24 protein-coding genes are annotated in these 19890 nt (G+C 73.0%); 15 read left to right on the top strand and 9 right to left on the bottom strand.

Annotated elements, in window-relative coordinates; translation table 11 throughout:
• Nucleotides 1–11 precede the first annotated feature (11 nt).
• The 5 genes from ACIPXC_RS02785 to ACIPXC_RS02765 all read left to right on the top strand — a co-directional run bounded on the left by ACIPXC_RS02785 (nucleotide 12) and on the right by ACIPXC_RS02765 (nucleotide 1883).
• Nucleotides 12–227, top strand: a complete 216-nt coding sequence (locus tag ACIPXC_RS02785) for a hypothetical protein (protein WP_401612791.1) — start codon at nucleotides 12–14, stop codon at nucleotides 225–227.
• Between the two features lie 15 nt (nucleotides 228–242).
• Entirely contained in the window at nucleotides 243–368 is a 126-nt protein-coding gene (locus ACIPXC_RS02780) for a hypothetical protein (RefSeq protein ID WP_401612788.1), read from the top strand.
• Between the two features lie 225 nt (nucleotides 369–593).
• The gene (locus ACIPXC_RS02775; protein ID WP_401612785.1) at nucleotides 594–872 is read left to right on the top strand and encodes a transposase family protein; all 279 of its coding nucleotides are present in this window, start codon (nucleotides 594–596) and stop codon (nucleotides 870–872) included.
• A 211-nt stretch (nucleotides 873–1083) separates the two neighbouring features.
• Complete coding sequence (locus tag ACIPXC_RS02770; RefSeq protein ID WP_401612782.1) at nucleotides 1084–1581, top strand: hypothetical protein; 498 nt, start codon at nucleotides 1084–1086, stop codon at nucleotides 1579–1581.
• On the top strand, nucleotides 1578–1883 hold the full coding sequence (locus ACIPXC_RS02765) for a transcriptional regulator (protein ID WP_401612779.1): 306 nt from the start codon (nucleotides 1578–1580) through the stop codon (nucleotides 1881–1883). The genes ACIPXC_RS02770 and ACIPXC_RS02765 overlap by 4 nt, the downstream gene beginning before the upstream one ends.
• A gap of 667 nt (nucleotides 1884–2550) precedes the next feature.
• On the opposite strand, the gene ACIPXC_RS02760 is transcribed toward ACIPXC_RS02765, so the two are convergent.
• Nucleotides 2551–3516, bottom strand: a complete 966-nt coding sequence (locus ACIPXC_RS02760; RefSeq protein ID WP_401612776.1) for a pirin family protein — start codon at nucleotides 3514–3516, stop codon at nucleotides 2551–2553.
• A gap of 105 nt (nucleotides 3517–3621) precedes the next feature.
• Between ACIPXC_RS02760 and ACIPXC_RS02755 the strand changes: the two genes are divergently transcribed.
• The 7 genes from ACIPXC_RS02755 to ACIPXC_RS02725 all read left to right on the top strand — a co-directional run bounded on the left by ACIPXC_RS02755 (nucleotide 3622) and on the right by ACIPXC_RS02725 (nucleotide 8430).
• Nucleotides 3622–3972, top strand: a complete 351-nt coding sequence (locus ACIPXC_RS02755; protein ID WP_401612773.1) for a tetratricopeptide repeat protein — start codon at nucleotides 3622–3624, stop codon at nucleotides 3970–3972.
• 58 nt (nucleotides 3973–4030) lie between these two features.
• Nucleotides 4031–5230: a methyltransferase gene (locus ACIPXC_RS02750; RefSeq protein ID WP_401613114.1), complete on the top strand. Its 1200-nt coding sequence runs from the start codon at nucleotides 4031–4033 to the stop codon at nucleotides 5228–5230.
• Nucleotides 5231–5258: 28 nt separating this feature from the next.
• Nucleotides 5259–6032 (top strand): MerR family transcriptional regulator, encoded by a 774-nt coding sequence (locus ACIPXC_RS02745; protein ID WP_392574951.1) that lies wholly within the window; start codon nucleotides 5259–5261, stop codon nucleotides 6030–6032.
• A 107-nt stretch (nucleotides 6033–6139) separates the two neighbouring features.
• A complete protein-coding gene (locus tag ACIPXC_RS02740) occupies nucleotides 6140–6769 on the top strand; it encodes a DUF6230 family protein (RefSeq protein WP_401612769.1) in 630 nt (209 codons plus the stop codon).
• Nucleotides 6760–7323, top strand: coding sequence for a DUF6114 domain-containing protein (locus tag ACIPXC_RS02735; RefSeq protein ID WP_401612766.1), 564 nt, complete (start codon nucleotides 6760–6762; stop codon nucleotides 7321–7323). The genes ACIPXC_RS02740 and ACIPXC_RS02735 overlap by 10 nt, the downstream gene beginning before the upstream one ends.
• Nucleotides 7320–7970, top strand: coding sequence for a hypothetical protein (locus ACIPXC_RS02730; protein WP_401612763.1), 651 nt, complete (start codon nucleotides 7320–7322; stop codon nucleotides 7968–7970). The genes ACIPXC_RS02735 and ACIPXC_RS02730 overlap by 4 nt, the downstream gene beginning before the upstream one ends.
• A 106-nt stretch (nucleotides 7971–8076) precedes the next feature.
• A complete protein-coding gene (locus ACIPXC_RS02725; RefSeq protein WP_401612761.1) occupies nucleotides 8077–8430 on the top strand; it encodes a DUF2087 domain-containing protein in 354 nt (117 codons plus the stop codon).
• 58 nt (nucleotides 8431–8488) lie between these two features.
• Here ACIPXC_RS02725 and ACIPXC_RS02720 read toward each other — a convergent pair whose 3' ends face one another.
• On the bottom strand, nucleotides 8489–10414 hold the full coding sequence (locus tag ACIPXC_RS02720; protein WP_401612759.1) for a hypothetical protein: 1926 nt from the start codon (nucleotides 10412–10414) through the stop codon (nucleotides 8489–8491).
• 55 nt (nucleotides 10415–10469) lie between these two features.
• Nucleotides 10470–11009: a hypothetical protein gene (locus ACIPXC_RS02715; protein WP_401612756.1), complete on the bottom strand. Its 540-nt coding sequence runs from the start codon at nucleotides 11007–11009 to the stop codon at nucleotides 10470–10472.
• Nucleotides 11010–11183: 174 nt separating this feature from the next.
• On the opposite strand from ACIPXC_RS02715, the gene ACIPXC_RS02710 reads away from it, so the two are divergent.
• Nucleotides 11184–11384: a DUF5988 family protein gene (locus ACIPXC_RS02710; protein ID WP_401612753.1), complete on the top strand. Its 201-nt coding sequence runs from the start codon at nucleotides 11184–11186 to the stop codon at nucleotides 11382–11384.
• 33 nt (nucleotides 11385–11417) lie between these two features.
• Here the strand turns inward: ACIPXC_RS02710 and ACIPXC_RS02705 are convergent, their stop codons facing one another.
• From ACIPXC_RS02705 to ACIPXC_RS02680, 6 genes are all read right to left on the bottom strand, one after another.
• Nucleotides 11418–12851: a dihydrolipoyl dehydrogenase family protein gene (locus ACIPXC_RS02705; protein WP_401612750.1), complete on the bottom strand. Its 1434-nt coding sequence runs from the start codon at nucleotides 12849–12851 to the stop codon at nucleotides 11418–11420.
• A 41-nt stretch (nucleotides 12852–12892) separates the two neighbouring features.
• Entirely contained in the window at nucleotides 12893–13300 is a 408-nt protein-coding gene (locus ACIPXC_RS02700; protein ID WP_401612748.1) for a thioredoxin family protein, read from the bottom strand.
• Nucleotides 13301–13417: 117 nt separating this feature from the next.
• Entirely contained in the window at nucleotides 13418–14857 is a 1440-nt protein-coding gene (locus ACIPXC_RS02695; RefSeq protein ID WP_401612746.1) for an aldehyde dehydrogenase family protein, read from the bottom strand.
• 155 nt (nucleotides 14858–15012) lie between these two features.
• Nucleotides 15013–16212, bottom strand: a complete 1200-nt coding sequence (locus ACIPXC_RS02690) for a thiolase family protein (protein WP_401612743.1) — start codon at nucleotides 16210–16212, stop codon at nucleotides 15013–15015.
• Between the two features lie 478 nt (nucleotides 16213–16690).
• The gene (locus ACIPXC_RS02685; RefSeq protein ID WP_401612741.1) at nucleotides 16691–17710 is read right to left on the bottom strand and encodes a LacI family DNA-binding transcriptional regulator; all 1020 of its coding nucleotides are present in this window, start codon (nucleotides 17708–17710) and stop codon (nucleotides 16691–16693) included.
• A gap of 703 nt (nucleotides 17711–18413) precedes the next feature.
• The gene (locus tag ACIPXC_RS02680) at nucleotides 18414–18629 is read right to left on the bottom strand and encodes a hypothetical protein (protein ID WP_401612739.1); all 216 of its coding nucleotides are present in this window, start codon (nucleotides 18627–18629) and stop codon (nucleotides 18414–18416) included.
• A 264-nt stretch (nucleotides 18630–18893) separates the two neighbouring features.
• Here ACIPXC_RS02680 and ACIPXC_RS02675 point away from each other — a divergent pair, with 264 nt between their 5' ends.
• Nucleotides 18894–19037, top strand: a complete 144-nt coding sequence (locus ACIPXC_RS02675) for a hypothetical protein (RefSeq protein ID WP_401612736.1) — start codon at nucleotides 18894–18896, stop codon at nucleotides 19035–19037.
• An 18-nt stretch (nucleotides 19038–19055) separates the two neighbouring features.
• Nucleotides 19056–19838, top strand: coding sequence for a DUF4190 domain-containing protein (locus ACIPXC_RS02670; RefSeq protein ID WP_401612733.1), 783 nt, complete (start codon nucleotides 19056–19058; stop codon nucleotides 19836–19838).
• The last annotated feature ends 52 nt before the right edge of the window (nucleotides 19839–19890 follow it).

Raw genomic sequence — 19890 nt, 5'->3', positions numbered from 1 at the left:
GAATTCTCCCGTTGCCGTCGACGACGGCGGTACGGAAAGGGCATCCGCGGATCAGCGGCGGCGGATCCGAGATCCGGTCGGCCGGCGAGAAGGCCACGGGCCGGATGTTCACGCGGGAGCAACTGGGCGTGCGCACCGCGTGGCGGACGCACCGGGCGCAGTACGACGCGGTCACCGCCTGCGGCAGCCCCGACACCTCGCTCCTGGAACGGGTTACCACGACATAGGCGCCGGTGTACGTCGTGAACAGCGACGGCGACGGCGACGGCGACGGCAACGGCAACGGCAACGGCAACGGCAACGGCAACCCGATGATCTTCCCCGCTACTCCCGCCTGCTCGCCGGTCTCATCCCGCGGGCACAGCTGAAGATCTACTCCGACTCGGCCCGGATTCCTGTTCCGGCACCACGCCCGCCTCGCCCCCGACGTCGCTCTGCTGCCTGCCCAGGGCTGATTCAAAGTCGTAGTGATCTTGTGGGGTGCCTGGCCGCAGGGATGTGACGATCGGTTCGGGGGCCACGACGGATGCATCGAAGCTCCGGTTGAAGACGGATGACCTTGCCAGGTCGCCGTTCTCAGCCGGAGCTTCGATGTGCCGCCAGTCTGCCACCCTCTGCTTGATCAAGTCGCCGTCGCGTCAGATCGTGTGCTGCCGTCGCTCGTGGACCGGCTGGCGGTGCTGCCCGATCCGCGCCGGCGGCGTGGAGTGCGTCACCCGTTCGTGGCGGTGTTGCTGGTCGCGGCGTGCGCGGTGACAGCCGGTGCCCGCACATGGGCGGCGATCGGTCAGTGGTCCAAGGCGGCGCCGCAGAACACCCAAGCTCCTGGGCATCAGCTGACCAGCACCACAACAAGATCACCGCGACTTTGAATCAGCCCTGCCCGCGAGTCTGCTGAACTCCAACCAGCGAAGTGGTTACAAGACCGCGTGATCGAGGGTGGCCGCAGCGCAGACATGCGCCTCGGGAGGGTCCCCAGGGCAGCCCTGGGCGGAGGACGCTGCCCGCGGACTGGAGAAGAGTCTTTCCGTGACAGAAAGTTTCAACTTGCCGTGACGGAAACACATCACTAGTCTTTCCGTCATGGAAACTAACGAGGACGCCATTCGCCCGACCGCACAACAGGCACGCGCCGCGCTGGCCGACACTGAGCAGGTCCGGGCATCCGTCGCCGCCTTGTCCGCCACCCCCTGGCCGCGCTGGTTCGCCATTACTCTCACGCTGTACATCGCTGCCATACCGCCGGTCTATGGGGGCACGCTGGCGAGTCCCCGGTGGCTGCTTCCCAACCTCGCCTGGGGCGTCATCATGCTGGTGATGACCGCGGCGTACATGGTGCTGTTCAGTGTCGCGGGCGTGAACTGGCGCAAGAAGACCGGCGTGGCGCTGCGCTTCGATGTGCTGCCCAAGCGCGCCACCGTACCGCTCGGGATCGGGCTGCCTGCGCTGCTGGTGGGCTCGGCTTTCGCCTTCCGCGCCAGCCGGGAGCCTCTTTGGCTGTTCGCCGCCTCCGCCATCGGCGCCGCGGTGTCGATCGCCTTCCACCTCGCCTTCGTACGCGTGCACCGGAAAGCCTCGTGAACAGCGGCGCCACCAACCCCATGGACGGCTTCGACGCCACCATCCACGCGCCCAACCGGCTTCGTATCTGCGCGTTGCTCGACACGGCCGGCGAGGCCGAGTTCGCAGTGGTCCAGCGGCAGCTCGACGTCTCTGCCTCCGTGCTGAGCAAGCACGTCACCGTGCTGATGGAGTCCGGCTACGTCGAGCAGCGCAAGGCCGTGCGCAACACCCGCCAACGCGTCTGGCTACGCCTGACCCGGCACGGGCGCGAGGCGTATCAGGCGCACCTCGCCGCCCTGCGCGCCATCGTCGGGCCATAGCGTGCCAACTGCGTGGGGGCGAATGTCCACCCCAGGGCGTCTTGGCGGCGCGCCTGCCTGGGCGAGGGCCGGGAGGTTCCAGTCGGGGCGGGGTTCCATGGCGACCACGACGCGTAGAACGTCGCCCACCGTCGCCGTTGCGGTCGTTGCCGTGTTCGGCACTCTCACCTTGTGTTCCTCGGAGTATTCGGACGGGTCCCGCGCCGAGGGTCAGCCCAGCGGGTCCGGCCCCGCGGGCAGGACGTCCCTCCGGGGTCCACTCCACGGTCGTCACCCGGACCGGACCGAGGCCGACCGGGCGGCAGGCCGCCGGGCTTGCCCACAAGGTCCAGCACATGCCCACGCGTCCACTCCGGCGACAGATCGAACGGCCTGGCCGGCTCCGCCGACAAGGCCGTCGGAGCCGACGAGGCAAGGGACATATCTGCCCTCCCTTGCGGGCAAGGCAATCCAGCGCAAACCTAGGACCGATCTGACCACTCGTCAGTAAAGTCAGCGCAAGGTCAGCATTCGTCCAACCAGGGTTGATTACAGCCGACAACACCTGAGACTCGATCGCGCACCCCGAAGGCCGTCGGACCATGTCCGACGACCCCCGTTCGGCAACAAGAAGCGGAAAGGGCGCCGCGCGCGCTGCGCCCAGTCTGGGGCGGCATGAAATGGCAGGTCAACGCAGTCTTCCCCTGGGTTTCAGGTGAGTTGGCGGCAGTTCGGGGGACGGAATCGGAGGGCCGTCGTAGCCCTTCACCTCGCCGAATCTCGACCCACTCATCCAGTCCTCGCGGGCCTGGGCGATCTCCTCGTGGGAGCGGCCGATCCAGTTCCAGAACATCACGATCTCCTCCTCGAACGGTTCGCCGCCCAGGAGCATCAGGCCCGCGTCCGTGGCCGCGCGCAACGGGAGTTCCGTGCGGCCGCAGCCCAGGTAGAGCATCGAGCCCGGGAGGACCGGGACGCCGTCGACGTGGGCCTCGCCGGACATGGACAGGACGGCGTACTCGAAGTCCGGGTCGAGCGGGAGCCGGGTCCCGGTGCCCGCGGCCAGGGCCACGTCCGCGCCCACGATCGGGGTGTACGCCGTGCCGGGCGAGGTCGCCGTGTCCAGGGTGCCCAGGATGACCGTGGCCGTCAGACCCGGGGCCGTCACCGTCGGCAGGTCGGCGTGGTGCTGGAAGTGCGGTTCCACGTTCCGGTGTGCGTCCGGCAGGGCCACCCACAGCTGGGCGCCGTGCAGGAAACGCGCGTGCGGGCGCGGGCTCTCCTCGGAGTGGCTGATGCCCCGGCCGGAGGTCATCAGGCCCAGCTCGCGCGGCCGGATCGTCTCCAGGCTGCCGACGCTGTCGCGGTGCAGCACCTCGCCCTCGTGGAGCCAGCTCACCGTCTGGAGTCCGGCGTGGGGATGCGGTGCGACCTGCATGCCGGGCTCGTCGGCGATGTCGTCCGGTCCGTAGTGGTCCACGAAGCACCAGGCGCCCACCATGCGGCGGCCCAGGTTCGGCAGGAGTCGGCGTACCTCGGTGGACTCCCCCAGCTTGACCGTGCGCGGGCTGAGGAGCTCGCGCACCGGTTCGGCCACGACGAATCCGCGGCCTCCGCAGGCGGAGAGAGCGGGCTGGCGATCGAGATTGCTCATGCGCACAACCTAGCCCCGCAGGGGCGGCCGTGTTGAGTGGAATGTTCCACTCGCCGAGCGTGTTGGAGCCGGCGGAGGAACCACCTGAACGGCGGAAGGGGCACGATGAACGCGCCGACGGAGTACTACGAGCACGGGACGGCGGCCGAGCGCTGGGCGCGCGCCCAGCTCTTCTTCGAGGCGCGGGAGTACACGACGGCTGCCCGGATCCTGGAGCCGCTGGCCGGCGAGGTCCCCGAGCAGCTGGCTCCGCGGCTGCTGCTGGCCCGTGCCTACTACCACTCCGCGCAGCTCTCCCGCGCCGAGCGCGAACTGCGCGCCGTCCTGGAGCGCTGGCCGGTGGAGGACTACGCCCGGCTGATGCTCGGCCGCACCCTGGAGCGCCTGGGGCGGTCCGACGAGGCCCGTCCCCATCTGCGGATGGCCGCCGCGATGGCGGGCGACTTCCCCGAGTAGCCGCGCGGGTGCGGGGCAGGGCGGCCGCCTCGGTTAGCCTGGGAGCACGATGAACCGTCTGACCACGCCTTTCGGCTCCTACGAGCTCACCCGCTTCCCCGAGGACCCGCGCGACCGGCTCCGCGCCTGGGACGCCGCCGACGAGTACCTGCTGCGCCACCTCGACTCCGGTACGGGGGAACGCGGTCCGGTGGACCTGGCCGGCGCCGGGCAGATCACCATCCTCGGTGACCGCTGGGGTGCGCTGACGACGGCACTGGCCGCCTACCACCCGACGCAGATCACCGATTCCTACCTCTCCCGGGCCGGTACCGCGGCCAATCTGGACCGGGCCGGGATCGGTACGGCCAAGTCGACGGTGCGGCTGCTGACCACGCAGGACCCGCCGCCCGAGCGGATCGACGTACTCCTCGTACGGGTGCCCAAGAGCCTGGCGCTGCTGGAGGACCAGCTGTACCGGCTGGCCCCGCACGTGCACGCGGGCACCGTCATCGTCGGCACGGGCATGGTCAAGGAGATCCACACCTCCACGCTGAACCTCTTCGAGCGGATCCTCGGCCCGACCAGGACCTCCCTCGCCGAGCGGAAGGCCCGGCTGATCTTCTGCACGCCCGGAGCCACCGCGGCGCGGAGCGAGGGCGAGGACCCGTGGCCGGTGACGTACAAGCTGGACCAGGAGGCGGGCTCCGGCGCCGGGCTGACGGCCGTCAACCACGCGGGGATCTTCTGCGCGGACCGGCTCGACGTCGGCACGCGCTTCTTCCTGCAGAGCATCCCGACCAACACGAACGGCGCCCGGGTCGTGGACCTGGGGTGCGGCAACGGCATCGTCGGCACCGCCGTGGCCGTCGCGGACCCGCGCGCGGAGATCGTGTTCACCGACGAGTCGTACCAGGCGGTCGCCTCGGCGAAGGCCACCTTCCGCGCCAACGTGCACCGTGAGCGCGAGCGGGCCGACTTCCTCGTGGGCGACGGCGTGGCCATGCTGGACCCGGGCTCGGTCGACCTGATCCTGTGCAACCCGCCCTTCCACTCCCACCAGGCCACGACGGACGCGACGGCGCTGCGCATGTTCGCCCAGTCCCGCAAGGTGCTGCGGCCCCACGGCGAGCTGTGGGTGGTCGCCAACCGGCACATGGGCTACCACACCCACCTGCGCCGGCTCTTCGGCAACAGCGAAGTCGTCGCGAGCGAGCCGAAGTTCGTGGTCCTGCGGGCGGTCAAGCAGGACCGTCCGCGCGGCACGCGCCCCATGTGACCTGCCGGTACGTCCTACACTCTGGCGCGTGAGCAGCCAGGTGGGGGACGGAAGCGGTCAGGTGGGGGACGCGAGCGGTGGCGGGCGCTACCGCCGGGAGGACGTGGCCCGGGCGGCCGGCGTCAAGGTGCGCAACCTGCGCTACTACCAGGAGCGGGGGCTGCTCCCGCCGCCGCGCCGGGAGGGACGGATCGCCTGGTACTCCGACGACCACCTGACCCGGCTGCGGCTGATCAGCGACCTGTTGGGCCGCGGCTACACGGTCAACGGCATCGCGGAGCTGCTGAACGCGTGGGAGGAGGGCGGCGGCCTGTCACAACTTCTGGGCCTGGAACGGGAGATGACCCGGGACTGGGTGCAGGAGGAGCCGGTGACGCTGACCCGGGCCGAGTTGCGCGAGCTGTTCGGCCCGACGGCCACCGCGGCGGACACGCGGCGGGCCGCGGAACTCGGCTACGTCACGGTCGACGGGGAGCTGGTCACCTACCCGAGCCGGCGGCTGCTGGAGGCGACGCTGGCGCTGGTGCGGCAGGGGGTGCCGCTGACGGAGATCCTGGACGCCGGGGAGTTCGTACAGGCGCAGGCGGCCGCCCTCGCCGACCGGTTCGTCGGACTGTTCCGGCGGCATGTGATCGGCGCGGAGGGGCTGGAGCTGCTTTCGGCCACCCGGATCCAGCACGTCACGGCGGCGGTGACGGCCCTGCGGCCGGTGGCGGGTGAGGTCGTGGCCACGGAGTTCGCCCGGGCGATGGCCCGGCGGGTCGATGCGGAGGTCGCCGAACTGCTGCGTACGGAGCAGTAGGAGACGGCTCAAAGGGTGCACTCGCACAACCTTGCCAACCGCCATTGGCACTCTTACATTCAACTCGTCGGTAACAACGGTGCACAGCCGATATAAGGGACGATTCCATGACCGGTTCCCCCCATTTATCCGACGAGCACAGTGACTCCGGCCGCGTCCGCTGGCGCCGGTTCGCCGTCCTGACCGTCCCCGCCGTCGCGGTGACCGCCGGCCTCGGCATCGCCCTCGCCCAGGGCGCACTGGCCGCCTCGTTCGCCGTGTCGGGACAGCAGTTCAAGGTGTCGGCGAGCAGCCTGGAGGGCGAGGGCTTCGCCCAGTACGGCAGCGTCGACGTCAACGCCCGTGGCGAGCTCATCCCGGTGGCCGTCACCGCCATCCGGGAAGCGAAGCTCAACAACCTCTGCCAGTCCGTGGTCACCACGCTCCCGGTGATCGGGGACATCTCGCTCAACCTCACCGCGGGCAAGAAGACCCCGGTGGAGGCCGGCAACCTCTTCGTCGACGCGACCCAGCTCGCCGGCGACGCCGTGTTCAGCAACATCGAGATCGGGCGCGACGCCTCCACCCTCGACAAGGGGCCGGCCGACGCGCAGGGGATGCAGGACCTCTTCGCCCAACAGGCCGACACGGTCCGCATCACCGGTCTCCAGCAGACGGCGTGGGCGACGAACGCCGGCACCTTCAAGCTCTCCGGCCTCAGCATGAACGTCAGCAAGGGCAAGAAGGAATGCTTCTGAGCCGCCGCCGGCGGTTGCGCCGGTGGCGGCGCAGCAGGCCCTTCTGGGGCGGGCTGTTCGCGATCCTGGCCGGGGCGTGGATCTGCGTCCTCCCGCTGGCACCGTTGAAGGTCATGCTCCAGCAGGGGGTGGCGGGGATCCCGTCCGTCCTGATGGGCATCGTGATGGTCGTCCTCGGTCTCACCGCCTGGTTCTCGCCGCCCCAGCGCGGTCTCGCGGGTGTCCTCACCACCGTGATCGCCACGGCCGCGCTGGTCCTGTCGAACCTCGGCGGGTTCCTGATCGGCACCCTCCTCGGCATCCTCGGCGGCGGCCTGATGTTCGCCTGGCAGCCGTACGCCGCCGGGCGAGGCGCCGGGCGAGGCGCCGGGGGCGCGGACGCAGCCGGCGCCTCGGGCGGCGCCGGAGAGCGGACGCAACCCGGCCCCTCTCCCGCCCTCACCCCGGTCCCCGCCACGTCCCCACCGCGGACCCCGGTATCCGCTCCGGCCCCGCCCCGGAGCGCGACCGCTCCCCCCACCCCGCACTCCGATCCCCAAGGAGCACAGCCATGAGCCGCACGCGCACCGCGCTCGCCCTCGGGACGGCCGCCGCCGGAGCCATAGCGCTCGCCTCGATCACCGCCTCCGCCGCTCCCGCGCCCCTGGCCGGGTCGACCACGGTCACCCCGGCCGGCCACGACTTCAAGGCCGTCCTCAGCGGTAAGGCCACCCTCAAGGCCGGTTCGGTCACGGTGACCTGCACGGTCTCCGTCTCCACCGGAACGGTGCCGGCCGCCCCCGGCAACAGCAACCCGGCCGGGCCGGTGTCCTCTCCGATCTCGCCGCCGACGTACAGCTCCTGCACCTCCAGCATGCCGGGGGTGACCCCCACGGTCACCACCAGCGGTGCGTGGGCGGTGTCCATGCAGGACGGTTCGCCGATCACGGCCACCATGACCGTGCCGACCGGCGGGCTGGTGCTCAAGACGACCGGACTCGCCTCCTGTACGGTCACGGCGGCGCCCACGGCCCCGGCGAGCGTCGCCGGCGCCTGGGCGAACGGCAGTCCGTCGAGCCTGACCTTCACCAACGCCTCCGTACCGGTCAAGGTCACCGGCGGGTTCGGCTGCCCGACGAGCGCGACCGCGTCCGTCTTCAACGCCGTCTACAAGGTCTCCGACGTCACCGACCCGGCGCAGGACATCACCGTCGGCCCCTGACCGCGCCCCGCCCGTACGACAGCAGACCCGTCCGGCCCCGGAGCGCTCCGGGGCCGGACGGGAAATTGCGTTGCCCGACCGTACCGGCCGCGAGAGGGTCGACGGCATGTCACAGAGCACCGGAAACCCGAAGCAGTTCGACCGGCAGCAGTCCGGCCGGCAGCAGTCCGACCCGCAGCAGTCCGGCCCGCGCCCGGTCCGCCGGGATGTCTGCGACCTCTTCTCCGGCGGCCGTCTCGTCACGATCCCGCGCAAGGCCGCCCGGCGGGAGCAGTTGCTCGTCCACCTGGCGCAGACCCTCTTCCCGGCCGGCCGCACCTACACGGAGCCCGAGGTGAACGAGGCCCTGCGCACGGTGCACGAGGACTGCTCGGCGCTGCGGCGCTACCTGATCACCTCGGGCCTGCTCACGCGGACCCGTGACGGCCGCAGCTACCGGCGGTCGACGACCACCGTGTAAGGGGTGGTCGGCCGGCCGCCGTCACCGAGCACGTGGAAGTTGAAGTTGAAGTGGAAGGCTACGGACGGCGGTTCGTCGAGGTGCACGTGCTCGGAGGCCCCGGTGCGTCCCTCCCACGGCAGCCGGAGGGTGGACACGGCACCGGGCGCCACCAGGAGCGGCCGGCCCGCGAAGGAGGCGGCGGCCTCGGTGTGGGCGTGGCCGCACGGGGACGCGTCAACGAGACCTGAACGCCCGGTCGTTCCCGTCGCCGGAGTTCAGCCTGCCCGGTTCGGGCGGTGCGGCGTACCAGTACCCATCCCGCCGCCGTGAGCCCGAATGCGGCGCCCGCGAGGGAGGCCACGGCCGTTCCGGTGGAGGCGAGCGCGCCGCCGGCGGGGGTGGTGCCCGTACCGCCGACCGTGGTGCCGGATGCCCCACCGGCCGGCCCCCCGGCCGATCCGCCTGCCTGACCCCCGGCCGGTCCGGCTGCCGCACCGGCCCCGCCGCCGGTGGCCGCGGAGCCGTCGGTGGCGTCGGAGCCGTCAGAGCTGTCGGCGCCGTCGGAGGTGCCCGCCGTGCCACCGCCGCGTGTCGCGCTGTCCGCGGCGGTGACGGTGAGCACGGCCTGTTCGGTGCGGCCGACACCGGCGTCGTTGGTGAACTCCGCCCGGTAGCGGCGGCCGTTGTCGGTGGCCGCGGCCTTGAAGGAGTACGTGGCGGAGGTCGCGCCCGGCACGGCCCGCCAGGTCCGGCCCGCGTCCGTGCTGACCTGCCAGACGACGGTGGGAGCCGGGGTCCCTTCGGCCCCCGCGGTCAGGGAGACCTCCGCTCCCGCGGTGACGGTCCGGTCCTCGGGGCTCCGGGTGATCCGGGGTGACGTGGAGCGCTCCAGCCGGGTGATCCGGCCGGCGGCCGGGTCCGACACGAAAACGGTGGCGCCGCCGGGCTGGACGGCGACGGCGGCACTGCCCGACTGGGCGTGGTTGCCCGGGAGTACGACGGGCTTCGCGGCTTCCTGGAGGTCGCGCGTGCGGTGGACGGTGAGCGCGCCGTTGTCGTCGCTGCCCGGCTGGGAGGTGTCCCCAGGGTCCTGCCACACCACGAAGGCCTCGTGCGTGGCGGCGTCGAAACCGGCCGCGCGGGGCATGTCCGCCCCGCCACCGCCCCGGATGGCACCGATCCGTCGGCCGGCCGCGTCGTGGACGACGACGGAGGTGTCCAGTCCGACCCACACGGCACCGGTCTCGGGATCGACCTCGGTGAAGCCCCCGAAGCCGTCGCCCGCCGGGAGTTCGACGGTCGCCGCGACCTGGAAGGCGGCGAGGTCCACGCGGTGCATCCGGCGCTGTGCGAAGTCGGTGAACCACACCGTGCCGCGCGCCCGGTCGTACGCGAACCGGTCGCCGCCCTCAAGGGTGAGGGAGCGCCTGACGGCCGCGGTGGCGAGGTCGACCTCCGACAGGACGGAGCCCTGCGCCACCAGCACCGTCGAGGGGCCGGGGCCCGGAGCCGCGTCGGTGACGGGCCCGCCCGGCACCCAGGCCCCGGCCGCCGCGGCGTCCCCGTCCTGGGCGGTACCGATACCGCGCAGCGGATAGACGAAGACGGCCCCGTCCCCGGGCAGGGGCGCCACGAGCTGCCGCACGGCCCGGTGGCCGAGCGTGCCCGTGGGGCCCGGGGCCTGGCTGACGGTGCTGCGGAGCGTGCCGTCGGCGGGTTCGAGGACGTGCAGGCCGCTCTCGTTGGAGCCGGTGGTCTCGGGCAGGTCGTCCGAACCGACGTACAGCTTCTTCGAGTCGGGGTGCAGGAGGAGGTCGCGGGCCCGGCCGGCCGTCGTGAACTGCGCGCTCGCCCGGTACACGACGGTGCCCTGCGGCATGTCGCCCCCCTCACCCCCGGCGGCCCGGACGGGGCTGCCGGCGGCGGCCGAGGTCAGCACGAGCGCGAGCGCCGCGGAGACGGCTCCGGCGCGGCCGGGGGTGAGGGGGTGTCGGGGTGTCATGGCTTCCTCGTCGACGGGCGGACCGGCTGCGGTACGGACAGGGCTCGCGGGAGCGTCAGTTGAAGGTCACCGGCACGTGGACGTCGTACGTGCGCTTCGAGGAGTTGAAGTGGTCGGCGCGGGTGACGACGGCGCACTCGACCGTCTCGCCGCAGATCTGGCCGCCGCCCAGGTCGGCCTTCACGTGGATGGTGACGCTGAAGGTGCCACCGGGGCCGTACGTGGAGGTGTTGGCGAGGGTGCCGCCGAAGATGTTGTTGATCCAGTGCGAGGCGCCGGTGGTCCCGGACTGGTCCGAACCGCCGAGGCAGGGGGTGGGCTTGCTCGCGCCCTGCGGGCCGTTCACCGCGCAGAGTCCTACGTATATGCCCCTGCCCGTGTTGAAACCGCTGCCGCTGACGGTGATGTTCTGTCCGGCCGCGGCGGCCGAGGAGGGCGCCGTGACGCTGAGGTTGTAGGTGGTCGAGCCGTCGGTGACCGTACGCGTCGAAGTGGCGGCCGAGGCGGAACCGGCCGCTCCGACGGCCAGCGCGACGGTGGCGGAGGCGGCGACGGCCGCGCGGGCGGCGGTTCGGGGCAGGGAGGCGGCACGCATCACGGGAACACCTTTCGGGTGCGGGAATCAGCGGAACTGAGGTAAGGCTAACCTAATCTCGATCAAGCGTGTACGGCTGATTCACGCCACGTGACCACCTGTCGGAACGGGCCACGAGCCCCCGCGGACGGCTCTCCTGATGCGGGCGGGCGCGCTGATGGGAACACTGGTGGCATGGCGAACAAGGCAGCCCTGGAGGGCGGCCCGGACGATCTGCAGGAACGGATCGTCGAGGCTCCCCCTCCCGGCGAGGACCTCAAGATTGCGCACCGCGGCGGATACGAGCACTTCCGCAGCACGTCGCGGACCCGGGAGGGCCCCGAAGGACGGCTCCCGGTCTACGAGTGGTGGGAACGCACCGAGATCGCCGAATGAGCCCGGACGCCGCCGGCCGGGACGGCCCCCGGGCTATCCCTGGTCGCGGTGGGCCTCCAGCAGGCGCAGCCAGATCTCGCTGACGGTCGGGAAGGCCGGTACGGCGTGCCACAGGCGCGCGACCGGGACCTCCCCGGCCACGGCGATGGTGGCCGCGTGCACCAGCTCGGCGGCGCCGGGGCCGACGAAGGTGGCTCCCAGCAGGACCTCCCGGTCGAGGTCGACGATCATCCGGGCCCGGCCGCGGTAGCCGTCGGCGTACAGCCCGGCACCGGAGACCCGGCCCAGGTCGTAGTCGACGGCGCGCACCCTGTGGCCCGCCTGTTCGGCCTCGGCCAGGGTCAGGCCGACCGCGGCAGCCTCCGGGTCGGTGAAGACGGCCTGCGGCAGGGCGTGGGTGTCGGCGGTGGCCGTGTGGGCGCCCCAGGGCGCGGTGTCCAGCGGGGTGCCCGCCGCACGGGCGGCGATGGCGGCGCCCGCGATGCGGGCCTGGTACTTCCCCTGGTGGGTGAGAAGAGCCCGGTGGTTGACGTCCCCGACGGCGTACAGCCAGTCGAAACCGGGCACCTGGCAGGTCTCGTCGACCCCGATCCAGCCGCCGGGGGTCAGTCCGACGCTCTCCAGCCCGATGTCCTCGGTCTGCGGCGCGCGACCCGTCGCCATCAGCAGTTCGTCGCCCTCCACGACCTCCCCGCCCGCCAGCACCACGCCGACCGGGCCCGTGGGGTCGTCCCGTACGACCGATTCGACGGCCACACCCGTACGGACGACTGCCCCGGCCTCGCGCAGGGCGTCGGCGACGAGCTCCCCCGCGAAGGGCTCCATCCGCGGCAGCAGCCGGGAGCCTCGCGCCAGGACGGTCACCTGCGAGCCGAGCCCCTGCCAGGCCGTTGCCATCTCGGACGCGACCACGGAGCCGCCCACGATGACCAGCCGGCCGGGGGCCTGCCGCGCGGAGGTCGCCTCCCGGCTCGTCCACGGGCGGGCTCCCGCGATCCCCGGGAGGTCGGGGACCACGGCCCGGGTCCCGGTCGCGACGACCACCGCGTGCCGGGCCGACAGCGTGCGCCGCTCGCCCTCGGGGCCGGTGACCGCCACCGTGCGGACCCCGACGAGACGGCCGTGGCCGCGGTGGACGTCGGCACCGATGGAGTCGAGCCAGTCGATCTGGCCCTGGTCCTTCCAGTCGCCCGTCCAGTAGTCGCGGTGGGCGTACACCGCCGCCGTGTCCAGGGGGCCCGCGACGGCGCCCGCCAGACCCGGCACCCGGCGGGCGTCGGCCCGCGCCAGCACCGGGCGCAGCAGCGCCTTGCTGGGTACGCAGGCCCAGTACGAGCACTCCCCGCCGACCAGTTCGTTCTCCACGAGGGCCGTGCTCAGCCCGGCGGCGCGGGTCCGGTCGACGATGTTCTCGCCGGCCGGTCCCCCGCCGAGCACCACGACGTCGTACTCCAGGGCTTCAGTCATGCGGCCCAGTCTCACCGCTGATCGGCGGCCGCGTCACGCAATCAGGCCTCCGGCGTGCCGGTGCCCTGCGCGCCGGGATCCCGCACGCCCTGCTGCGAGGCGGCGATCTTGGCGCGCACCTCGTCCATGTCGAGGGCACGCGCCTGCCCGATGAGGTCGGTCAGGGCCGCCTCGGGCAGGGCGCCGGGCTGGGCGAAGATGGCCACCTGGTCCCGGACGATCATCAGCGTCGGGATCGAGGTGATCTGGAAGGCACCGGCCAGCTCCTGCTGGGCCTCGGTGTCCACCTTGGCGAAGACCAGGTCGGGGTGGGCCTCCGAGGCGCGCTCGTAGACCGGCGCGAACTGCAGGCACGGCCGACACCAGCCCGCCCAGAAGTCGATCAGCACGAACGGGTTCTCACTGACCGTCCGGTCGAAGTTTTCCTTGGTGAGCTCGACTGTAGCCACGGTGTCCGGACCTCCTGATGTCTGGCGTCTGCTGGTGGAACGAACGGCCCGCCCCCGGCATTCCGCGATTCCGTCCGGCGCGTGCGGCGGGCGCCGGACGGAGCGGCGGGACACTCCTCAGAACGGGTGGCCCGCCGGGGTGCTGCGGGCCGTGGTCCAGCGCAGTTCCGTGAAGGCGTCCAGATTGGCCTCCCCGCCGAAACGGGCGCCGGTGCCGGAGGCGCCGACACCGCCGAACGGGGCGACCGCCTCGTCACCCACCGTCTGGTCGTTGACGTGCGCGATCCCGGTCGGGATCCGCTCTGCCAGGTCGAGTCCGCGCCCCATGTCCCGGGTCACGATCCCGAGGGACAGGCCGTACGGTCCCGCCGAGGCCAGTTCCACCGCCTCGTCCTCCGTCGCGAAGGACCGTACCGGCGCGACCGGGCCGAAGACCTCCTCGGTGTAGGCGGGGGTGTCGTCGGCGACGCCCGCCAGCACGGTGGGCCGGTAGAAGAGGTCCCGGTGCGTGCCGCCCGCGACGAGCTTGGCGCCCATCGCGGTGCTGGCCTGCAGCAGGCCGTGTACGCGGTCCACCTGGGCACGGTCGATCAGCGGGCCCAGGTGGACCTGCTCGCGGTACGGATCCCCCACGGCCAGTTCCTCGGCGCGGGCGGCGAGCCGCTCGACGTACTCGTCGAAGAGCGAGGCGTGCACCAGGTGGCGGCCGGCCGTCATGCAGATCTGGCCCTGATGGAAGAAAGAGCCCCAGGAGGCCTGGGCGACAGCGGCCCCGACGTCGGCGTCGCGGAGTACGACGAGAGCCGAGTTCCCGCCCAACTCCAGGTGTGCGCGCTTGAGATGGCGGCCGGCCAGTTCGCCGACGGTACGGCCGGCCGCGGTGGATCCGGTGAAGGACACCACCCGCACCAGCGGGTCGGCGACGACCGCGGCGCCCGTCGCGGCGCCGCCGGGCAGGACGTGCAGCAGCCCGTCGGGCAGTCCGGCGCCGGCGAGGACGGCGGCGAGCGCGAGTCCGCCGCAGACCGCGGTGCGCCGGTCCGGCTTGAGCAGCACCGCGTTGCCCAGCGCCAGGGCCGGCGCGACCGAACGGATCGCCAGGATGAGCGGGGCGTTGAAGGGAGCCACGACACCGACGACACCGGCCGGGACCCGGCGGGCGAAGGACAGCCGCGGGGCCTCGCTGGGCAGCACCTGACCGGTCGGGCGCGAGGCCAGCGCGGCGGCCTCGTAGCACTCCTGCGCGGCGACGTGCAGCTCGAAGTCGGCCTTGCCGGGTATCGACCCGGACTCGCGCACCAGCCACTGCCGCAACTCGTCGGCGTGGGCGGTGAAGAGGTCCCCGGCGCGGCGCAGCACGGCCGCCCGCTCCGGGTGGGTGGTGCGCGCCCAGTCGCGCTGCGCCGCCCGGGCGCGCAGGGCGGCCTCCGCCACGTCGGCGGGCGCGGCCAGGTCGAGGGTGGCGAGGGTGCGGCCGGTCGCGGGTTCGACGACCGGGGCCGCGCCGCCGGTGAGTGTGGGTCCGTCCTGCCAGAACGTCGGGTCGAGGAGCGGCATGGCGCGGGGCCTCCGGGTGGGGATGGGCGGGATGCCGGGCGGGGGGCGGCAGCACGCGCCATCGTGCCAGACCGGAGGCGCCACTTCTGTTCAGTTATTGGGCAGTTGGCGACGAACGCTGACCGGAAACGATCGACGCCCTGGTGGGAGGGGGGTCAGCGCTCCAGGACGAGCGCGATGCCCTGCCCGACGCCGATGCACAGCGCCGCCATACCCGTACCGGAGCCCGCCGCTGCCAGCTGGTGCGCGACCGAGCCGGCCAGCCGGGCGCCCGAGGCACCGAGCGGGTGGCCGATCGCGATGGCGCCGCCACGCGGGTTGACCACGGCCGGGTCCAGCTCGGGCCAGGCCGCGAGACAGCCCAACGCCTGGGCCGCGAAAGCCTCGTTGAGTTCGAGGACGGACAGGTCGCCGAAGCCGCGTCCGGCCTTGTCGAGGGCGCGCTGCACCGCCTCCACCGGGCCGAGGCCGAAGAGCTGGGGCTCGATGCCGGTGACGGCGGAGACACTGATGCGGGCGAGCGGCTCCCGTCCGGTGGCGGCCAGGCCCGCCTCGTCGGTCAGCAGCAGTGCGGCCGCACCGTCGTTGAGCGGGGAGGCGTTGCCCGCCGTGACCGTGCCCCGGCCGTCGGTCCGGAACGCGGGCTTGAGCTTGGCCAGCGCCTCGGGGGTCGAGCCTTCGCGGATGCACTCGTCCCGCGCCAGGTCCACGCCCGCGTAGGGCACGACCTCGCCGTCGTACAGGCCGGCGGCCCAGGCGGCGGCGGCCTTGCGGTGGCTCTCCAGCGCGAAGGCGTCCTGTGCCTCGCGGGTGACGGCGTACTTGTCGGCGATCAGTTCGGCGCCCTCACCGAGGGAGGCGGTCCACTCGGCGGGCATCCGCGGGTTCGTCATCCGCCAGCCCAGCGTGGTGGACCACATCTGCTGGTGACCGGCGGGGTAGGCCCGTTCGGGCTTCTGGACCACCCAGGGGGCACGGCTCATCGACTCGACGCCGCCCGCGATGGCCACCGAGGCGTCGCCCAGCGCGATGGCCCGGGCGGCCTGGATCACGGCCTCCAGGCCGGATCCGCAGAGCCGGTTGACGGTGACCCCGGGGACGGTGACGGGCAGACCGGCGAGCAGCACCGCCATGCGGGCCACGTCGCGGTTGTCCTCGCCCGCGCCGTTGGCGTCGCCGAAGACGACGTCGTCGATACGGGCCGGATCGAGGTCGGGCGTACGGTCCACCAGCGCGCGCACCACGTGCGCGGCCAGGTCGTCCGGCCGGACCCCGGCGAGGGCGCCGCCGAACTTGCCGATCGGGGTGCGGACGGCGTCGACGACGTAGACGTCGCGGACGGTGCGGATGCTCATGGGGTCTCTCCTGGGCGGATCCGTACGGGCGCCGGCGCATCGGCGCCGGTGTCGGCACCGGGGCACGCCACCGGGCACGCCCGGTGGGGCGCGCCCGCAGTCTCCGTCCGCAGGTCACCGCCTGTCAACGGCCCCCCGGGGATGCGGGCCGCCGGACGGCCCCGCGCGGCCGGTGCGGCCGGGCGGCAGCGGGCCCGGGGGCGGCCGATCGGGGTGGGGCGGGGCGGGGCGCGACCGGGGGCGAACGCGGGCGGGCCGGGGCCGAACGCGGGCGGGCCGGGGCCGAACGCGGGCGGGCCGGGGCGGGCCGAGCGGCCGGGCCGGGGGGACCGGACGCAGGCGGGCCAGGGGACGGACGCAGGCGGGCCGGGGGACGGAGCCGGGTGGGCCGGGGGACAGACCCAGGCGGGCCGGGGGACAGACCCAGGCGGGCCGGGGGACGGACCCAGGCAGGCCGGGGGGGCGGAGCCGGGTGGCGTCAGGTCGACTCGCGGTGAACGGCCTCGGCGGTCATGAGGTCGTGCTGCTCGGTGACCTCCGACGGCTCGCGCACCGCGCGGTCCACCAGCGACGCCAGGTGGTCGCCCGTCGGCATCTCGATCCGCACCGTGCTCAGCCGGGGCCGCAGCAGTCGTCCGATGAGCAGGTCGTCGGCGCCGATCACGGCGACCTCCTCGGGAACGCGCAGCCCCTCGTCCTGCAGGGCCCGCATCAGCAGCATCGCGTACTCGTCGTTGTACGCGAACGCCGCGTCCAGCCGCAGCCCGCGCCATCGGGCGGCGAGTTCCGCCGCGGACTCCTCCGAGTACGCCATCGGCAGGGCCTCGACCTCCGCGCCCGCCACCCGTCGGGCACCCGCCAGCCGGGGTACGGAGAACAGTTCCATGCCCTCCTCCCGGGGCACCACCACACCAATCCTGCGGCGCCCCCGCCCGACCAGGTGCGCGGCGGCCCGGGCGCCGACCTCCTGCTGGTCCATGACCAGGGCGTGCGCCCCGGGAACACCGACCGGGCCCATGGTGATCACGGCACGGGCACCGGCCCGCTTGAGGGTGGCGACGTTGTGGGAGGAGAGCGTGATCTCGCCGAGGGATATGACCGCCACGGGACGCAGTTCCGCCCACGCCCGCACGGCCTCGTCCCCGTCGAGTCCGAGGCTCCCGTACTGCACGACGGTGTAGTCGAGCCGGCGCAGCGCCCACTGGAGTTCGTTGAGGAAGGTGCTGTACAGGGGGCCGATCGGCACGTGCGGGGTGGGCAGCAGCACGATCCTGGTGTGTCCGGCGCGCAGGCTGCGGGCGGCGGCGTGCGGGACGTACCCGAGTTCCTCGGCGGCCTCGCGGACCCTGCGGCGGGTGGGCTCGCTGATCCGGACGGCCTCGGCGTTGTTCAGCACGTACGAGACCGTCGCACGGGACACGCCCGCGCGGCGGGCCACATCGGCGCTGGTGGGCACGGGGAGCGGCAGCGGCTTCGGCGACTTCGATGACTCAGACATGGCCGTGGCATCTTTCCAGAACGAATGCACCCCGGGTCCGGCGGATGGCCGGAAACGGATACCACAGGGTGGTGACACGAGCCATTGACACGTGTAAATCCTGCGCTGCATCCTCATCGCACCGCCGTGACCCATGCGTCACCGCACCTGGCGCATGGCCCGTCGTGCCGCCGCCCCGTCGCGCTCCGTCGCACCCCCGCCGTCGCGACAGGGCGGCGCGCACCCCTCGCCGTACCTGCGCGGACACCACCACCGGCCCCTCCCTACCAGCACCCACCGACACCCGCACCCGCACCCCGCCCAGGAGGGTGCGCGGCCCTTTCCTCCCCCCGGCAGCGCCGATCTCCCCGCCTCCGCCGGACCCGCGCCGCGGCGCGGCCCGCTCCCTCTGCTGCTCGTCGGCAACAGCGCCACGTACCCGCTGTACGTTGGTGGCGGGGAGCCTGCTCGCACTTCAAGGCCGAGGACGTCGACCCGGCGGACGAGGCGGCGGGCCGGCCGCCGTACCGGCGATGTTCCTGCTCGGCTTCGCCGACACGAACCTGCCGGTCACGGTCGCCTGATCGGGGCGGCCTCTCCGAGGACCGCCGCACCGGCTGCCTCGTCCCCGGCGCGCTCGTGGCGGGCGCCGCCACGACCACGACTTCCGGAGGGCGTTGATCGGCCGGGCCCTGCTCGTCCTCGGGTAGTTCGCGGTGAGCGGCTACCGGCTCTGCGTCCCGCAGAACCACACCGTGCTCCCCTGCGGTAGGAGGCCCGAGGCCGCGCCGTCCTGTCGGCCGCCCCGCTGGTCGCCCCGCGCTCTCCACGAGTCGGCCGCGTTGCCGGCCTTCGCCGCCGTCCACGGGCCGGCGTCGGGCTGCTGCACGGCGGTGGACACCGCGCTCGTGACGCCGGCGTAGGCCGGCGCCGAGGTCACCGCTCGCGACATGGGCGTGCTCGACGTCGCCGACGCCGGGCCGCGGACCGCCGCACTGTTCGCCGTCGCAGCCGTACTTGCGGCCGCCGCAGCCCTGGCCGTCAAGCCGATCCGCGGCGGGCGCCGAGCCCCTCTGGTCCGTACCCCATTGGTCCATGCCTTCGACCGAAATTCGCCGTTCACCGAACGCCACCGAGATGGGCACCACCGTGCCGTCGCACACGCACACGCACACGCAGACGCACACGCAGACCCGGGGCGAGGGTGACCACCATCCACCACGACGGCTTCGACGGGTCCACGGCCTCGCTGGAGGGGTGGGTCCTGGACGCACCCCCGCGCTGGTTCACGGGGATACCGGGGTCCGGGGTGTCAGTGCCCCGTGCGACCATCGAGCTCACCCTCTGAGCAAGGAGCTCCCCTCGCATGTCCATACCGCCCGGTCCCCCGCCGTCCCACGAGCCGTACCCGCAGCCGGGACCGTACGGACATCCGGGGCAGCCCGCGCCGTACGGCGGCCCGCAGGGCTGGTACGCGCCGCAGGCGCCGCAGAAGAACAACGCGCTGGCCATCGTCGCGTTCGTGATGTCGCTCGCGTGCGCACTGCCGCTGGTCCCGCTCGTCCTCGGCATCGTGGCGCTCTCCCAGATCCGCAAGCGCGGCGAGAAAGGCAAGGGCTTCGCCGTGGCCGCGATCGTCATCCACTGCGTGACGATCGCCTTCTACGGGATCCTCCTGGTCCTCGGCATCTCCGGCGCGCTGGACGACGGCCCGTCGCCGCAGCGCGACACCAACGGCCAGGTCACCGGCTCGGGTTCCAGCAAGGTGAGCGACATCCGCAAGGGCGACTGCTTCAACACGGGCGGGGACCTGGCGGAGTACCAGGACGAGGACGGCGGCCAGGCCTCCTTCTCGGTGCGCGTGCTGCCCTGCGACCAGCCGCACGAGGGCGAGGCGTACGCGGTCTTCAACCTGGACAACGGGGCGTACCCGGGCACGGAGAAGGTCACCGCGCTCGCCGAGGAGAAGTGCTCCGGGACGCTGCTGACGGACTACGTGGGCAAGGACCCCAAGCTCTCCGAGAAGCTCGAAGTCTTCTACTACTTCCCGCAGGCCGCCACCTGGGCCCTCGGTGACCGCGAGGTCACCTGCTTCCTGGGCGACACCAGCGGCGCCGCCACCGGATCGGCCCGCGCCACCGGCTCCTGACCCGCGGTCGCCGACGCCACCCCCGCGCGGGGCCGCCACCGAACCCGGTGGC

Source organism: Streptomyces sp. NPDC090021, from assembly GCF_044748225.1.
Taxonomy (GTDB): Bacteria; Actinomycetota; Actinomycetes; order Streptomycetales; family Streptomycetaceae; genus Streptomyces.
Note: the sequence above shows the minus strand (reverse complement) of the source record. Positions and strands in the feature narration are given on the sequence as shown.

Coding starts and splice junctions, on each gene's coding strand:
- ACIPXC_RS02770 (WP_401612782.1), top strand. CDS start 1,084: ATGGAAACTAACGAGGACGCCATTCGCCCGACCGCACAACAGGCACGC.
- ACIPXC_RS02760 (WP_401612776.1), bottom strand. CDS start 3,516: ATGAGCAATCTCGATCGCCAGCCCGCTCTCTCCGCCTGCGGAGGCCGC.
- ACIPXC_RS02755 (WP_401612773.1), top strand. CDS start 3,622: ATGAACGCGCCGACGGAGTACTACGAGCACGGGACGGCGGCCGAGCGC.
- ACIPXC_RS02740 (WP_401612769.1), top strand. CDS start 6,140: ATGACCGGTTCCCCCCATTTATCCGACGAGCACAGTGACTCCGGCCGC.
- ACIPXC_RS02735 (WP_401612766.1), top strand. CDS start 6,760: ATGCTTCTGAGCCGCCGCCGGCGGTTGCGCCGGTGGCGGCGCAGCAGG.
- ACIPXC_RS02730 (WP_401612763.1), top strand. CDS start 7,320: ATGAGCCGCACGCGCACCGCGCTCGCCCTCGGGACGGCCGCCGCCGGA.
- ACIPXC_RS02725 (WP_401612761.1), top strand. CDS start 8,077: ATGTCACAGAGCACCGGAAACCCGAAGCAGTTCGACCGGCAGCAGTCC.
- ACIPXC_RS02720 (WP_401612759.1), bottom strand. CDS start 10,414: ATGACACCCCGACACCCCCTCACCCCCGGCCGCGCCGGAGCCGTCTCC.
- ACIPXC_RS02715 (WP_401612756.1), bottom strand. CDS start 11,009: ATGCGTGCCGCCTCCCTGCCCCGAACCGCCGCCCGCGCGGCCGTCGCC.
- ACIPXC_RS02710 (WP_401612753.1), top strand. CDS start 11,184: ATGGCGAACAAGGCAGCCCTGGAGGGCGGCCCGGACGATCTGCAGGAA.
- ACIPXC_RS02705 (WP_401612750.1), bottom strand. CDS start 12,851: ATGACTGAAGCCCTGGAGTACGACGTCGTGGTGCTCGGCGGGGGACCG.
- ACIPXC_RS02695 (WP_401612746.1), bottom strand. CDS start 14,857: ATGCCGCTCCTCGACCCGACGTTCTGGCAGGACGGACCCACACTCACC.
- ACIPXC_RS02690 (WP_401612743.1), bottom strand. CDS start 16,212: ATGAGCATCCGCACCGTCCGCGACGTCTACGTCGTCGACGCCGTCCGC.
- ACIPXC_RS02685 (WP_401612741.1), bottom strand. CDS start 17,710: ATGTCTGAGTCATCGAAGTCGCCGAAGCCGCTGCCGCTCCCCGTGCCC.
- ACIPXC_RS02670 (WP_401612733.1), top strand. CDS start 19,056: ATGTCCATACCGCCCGGTCCCCCGCCGTCCCACGAGCCGTACCCGCAG.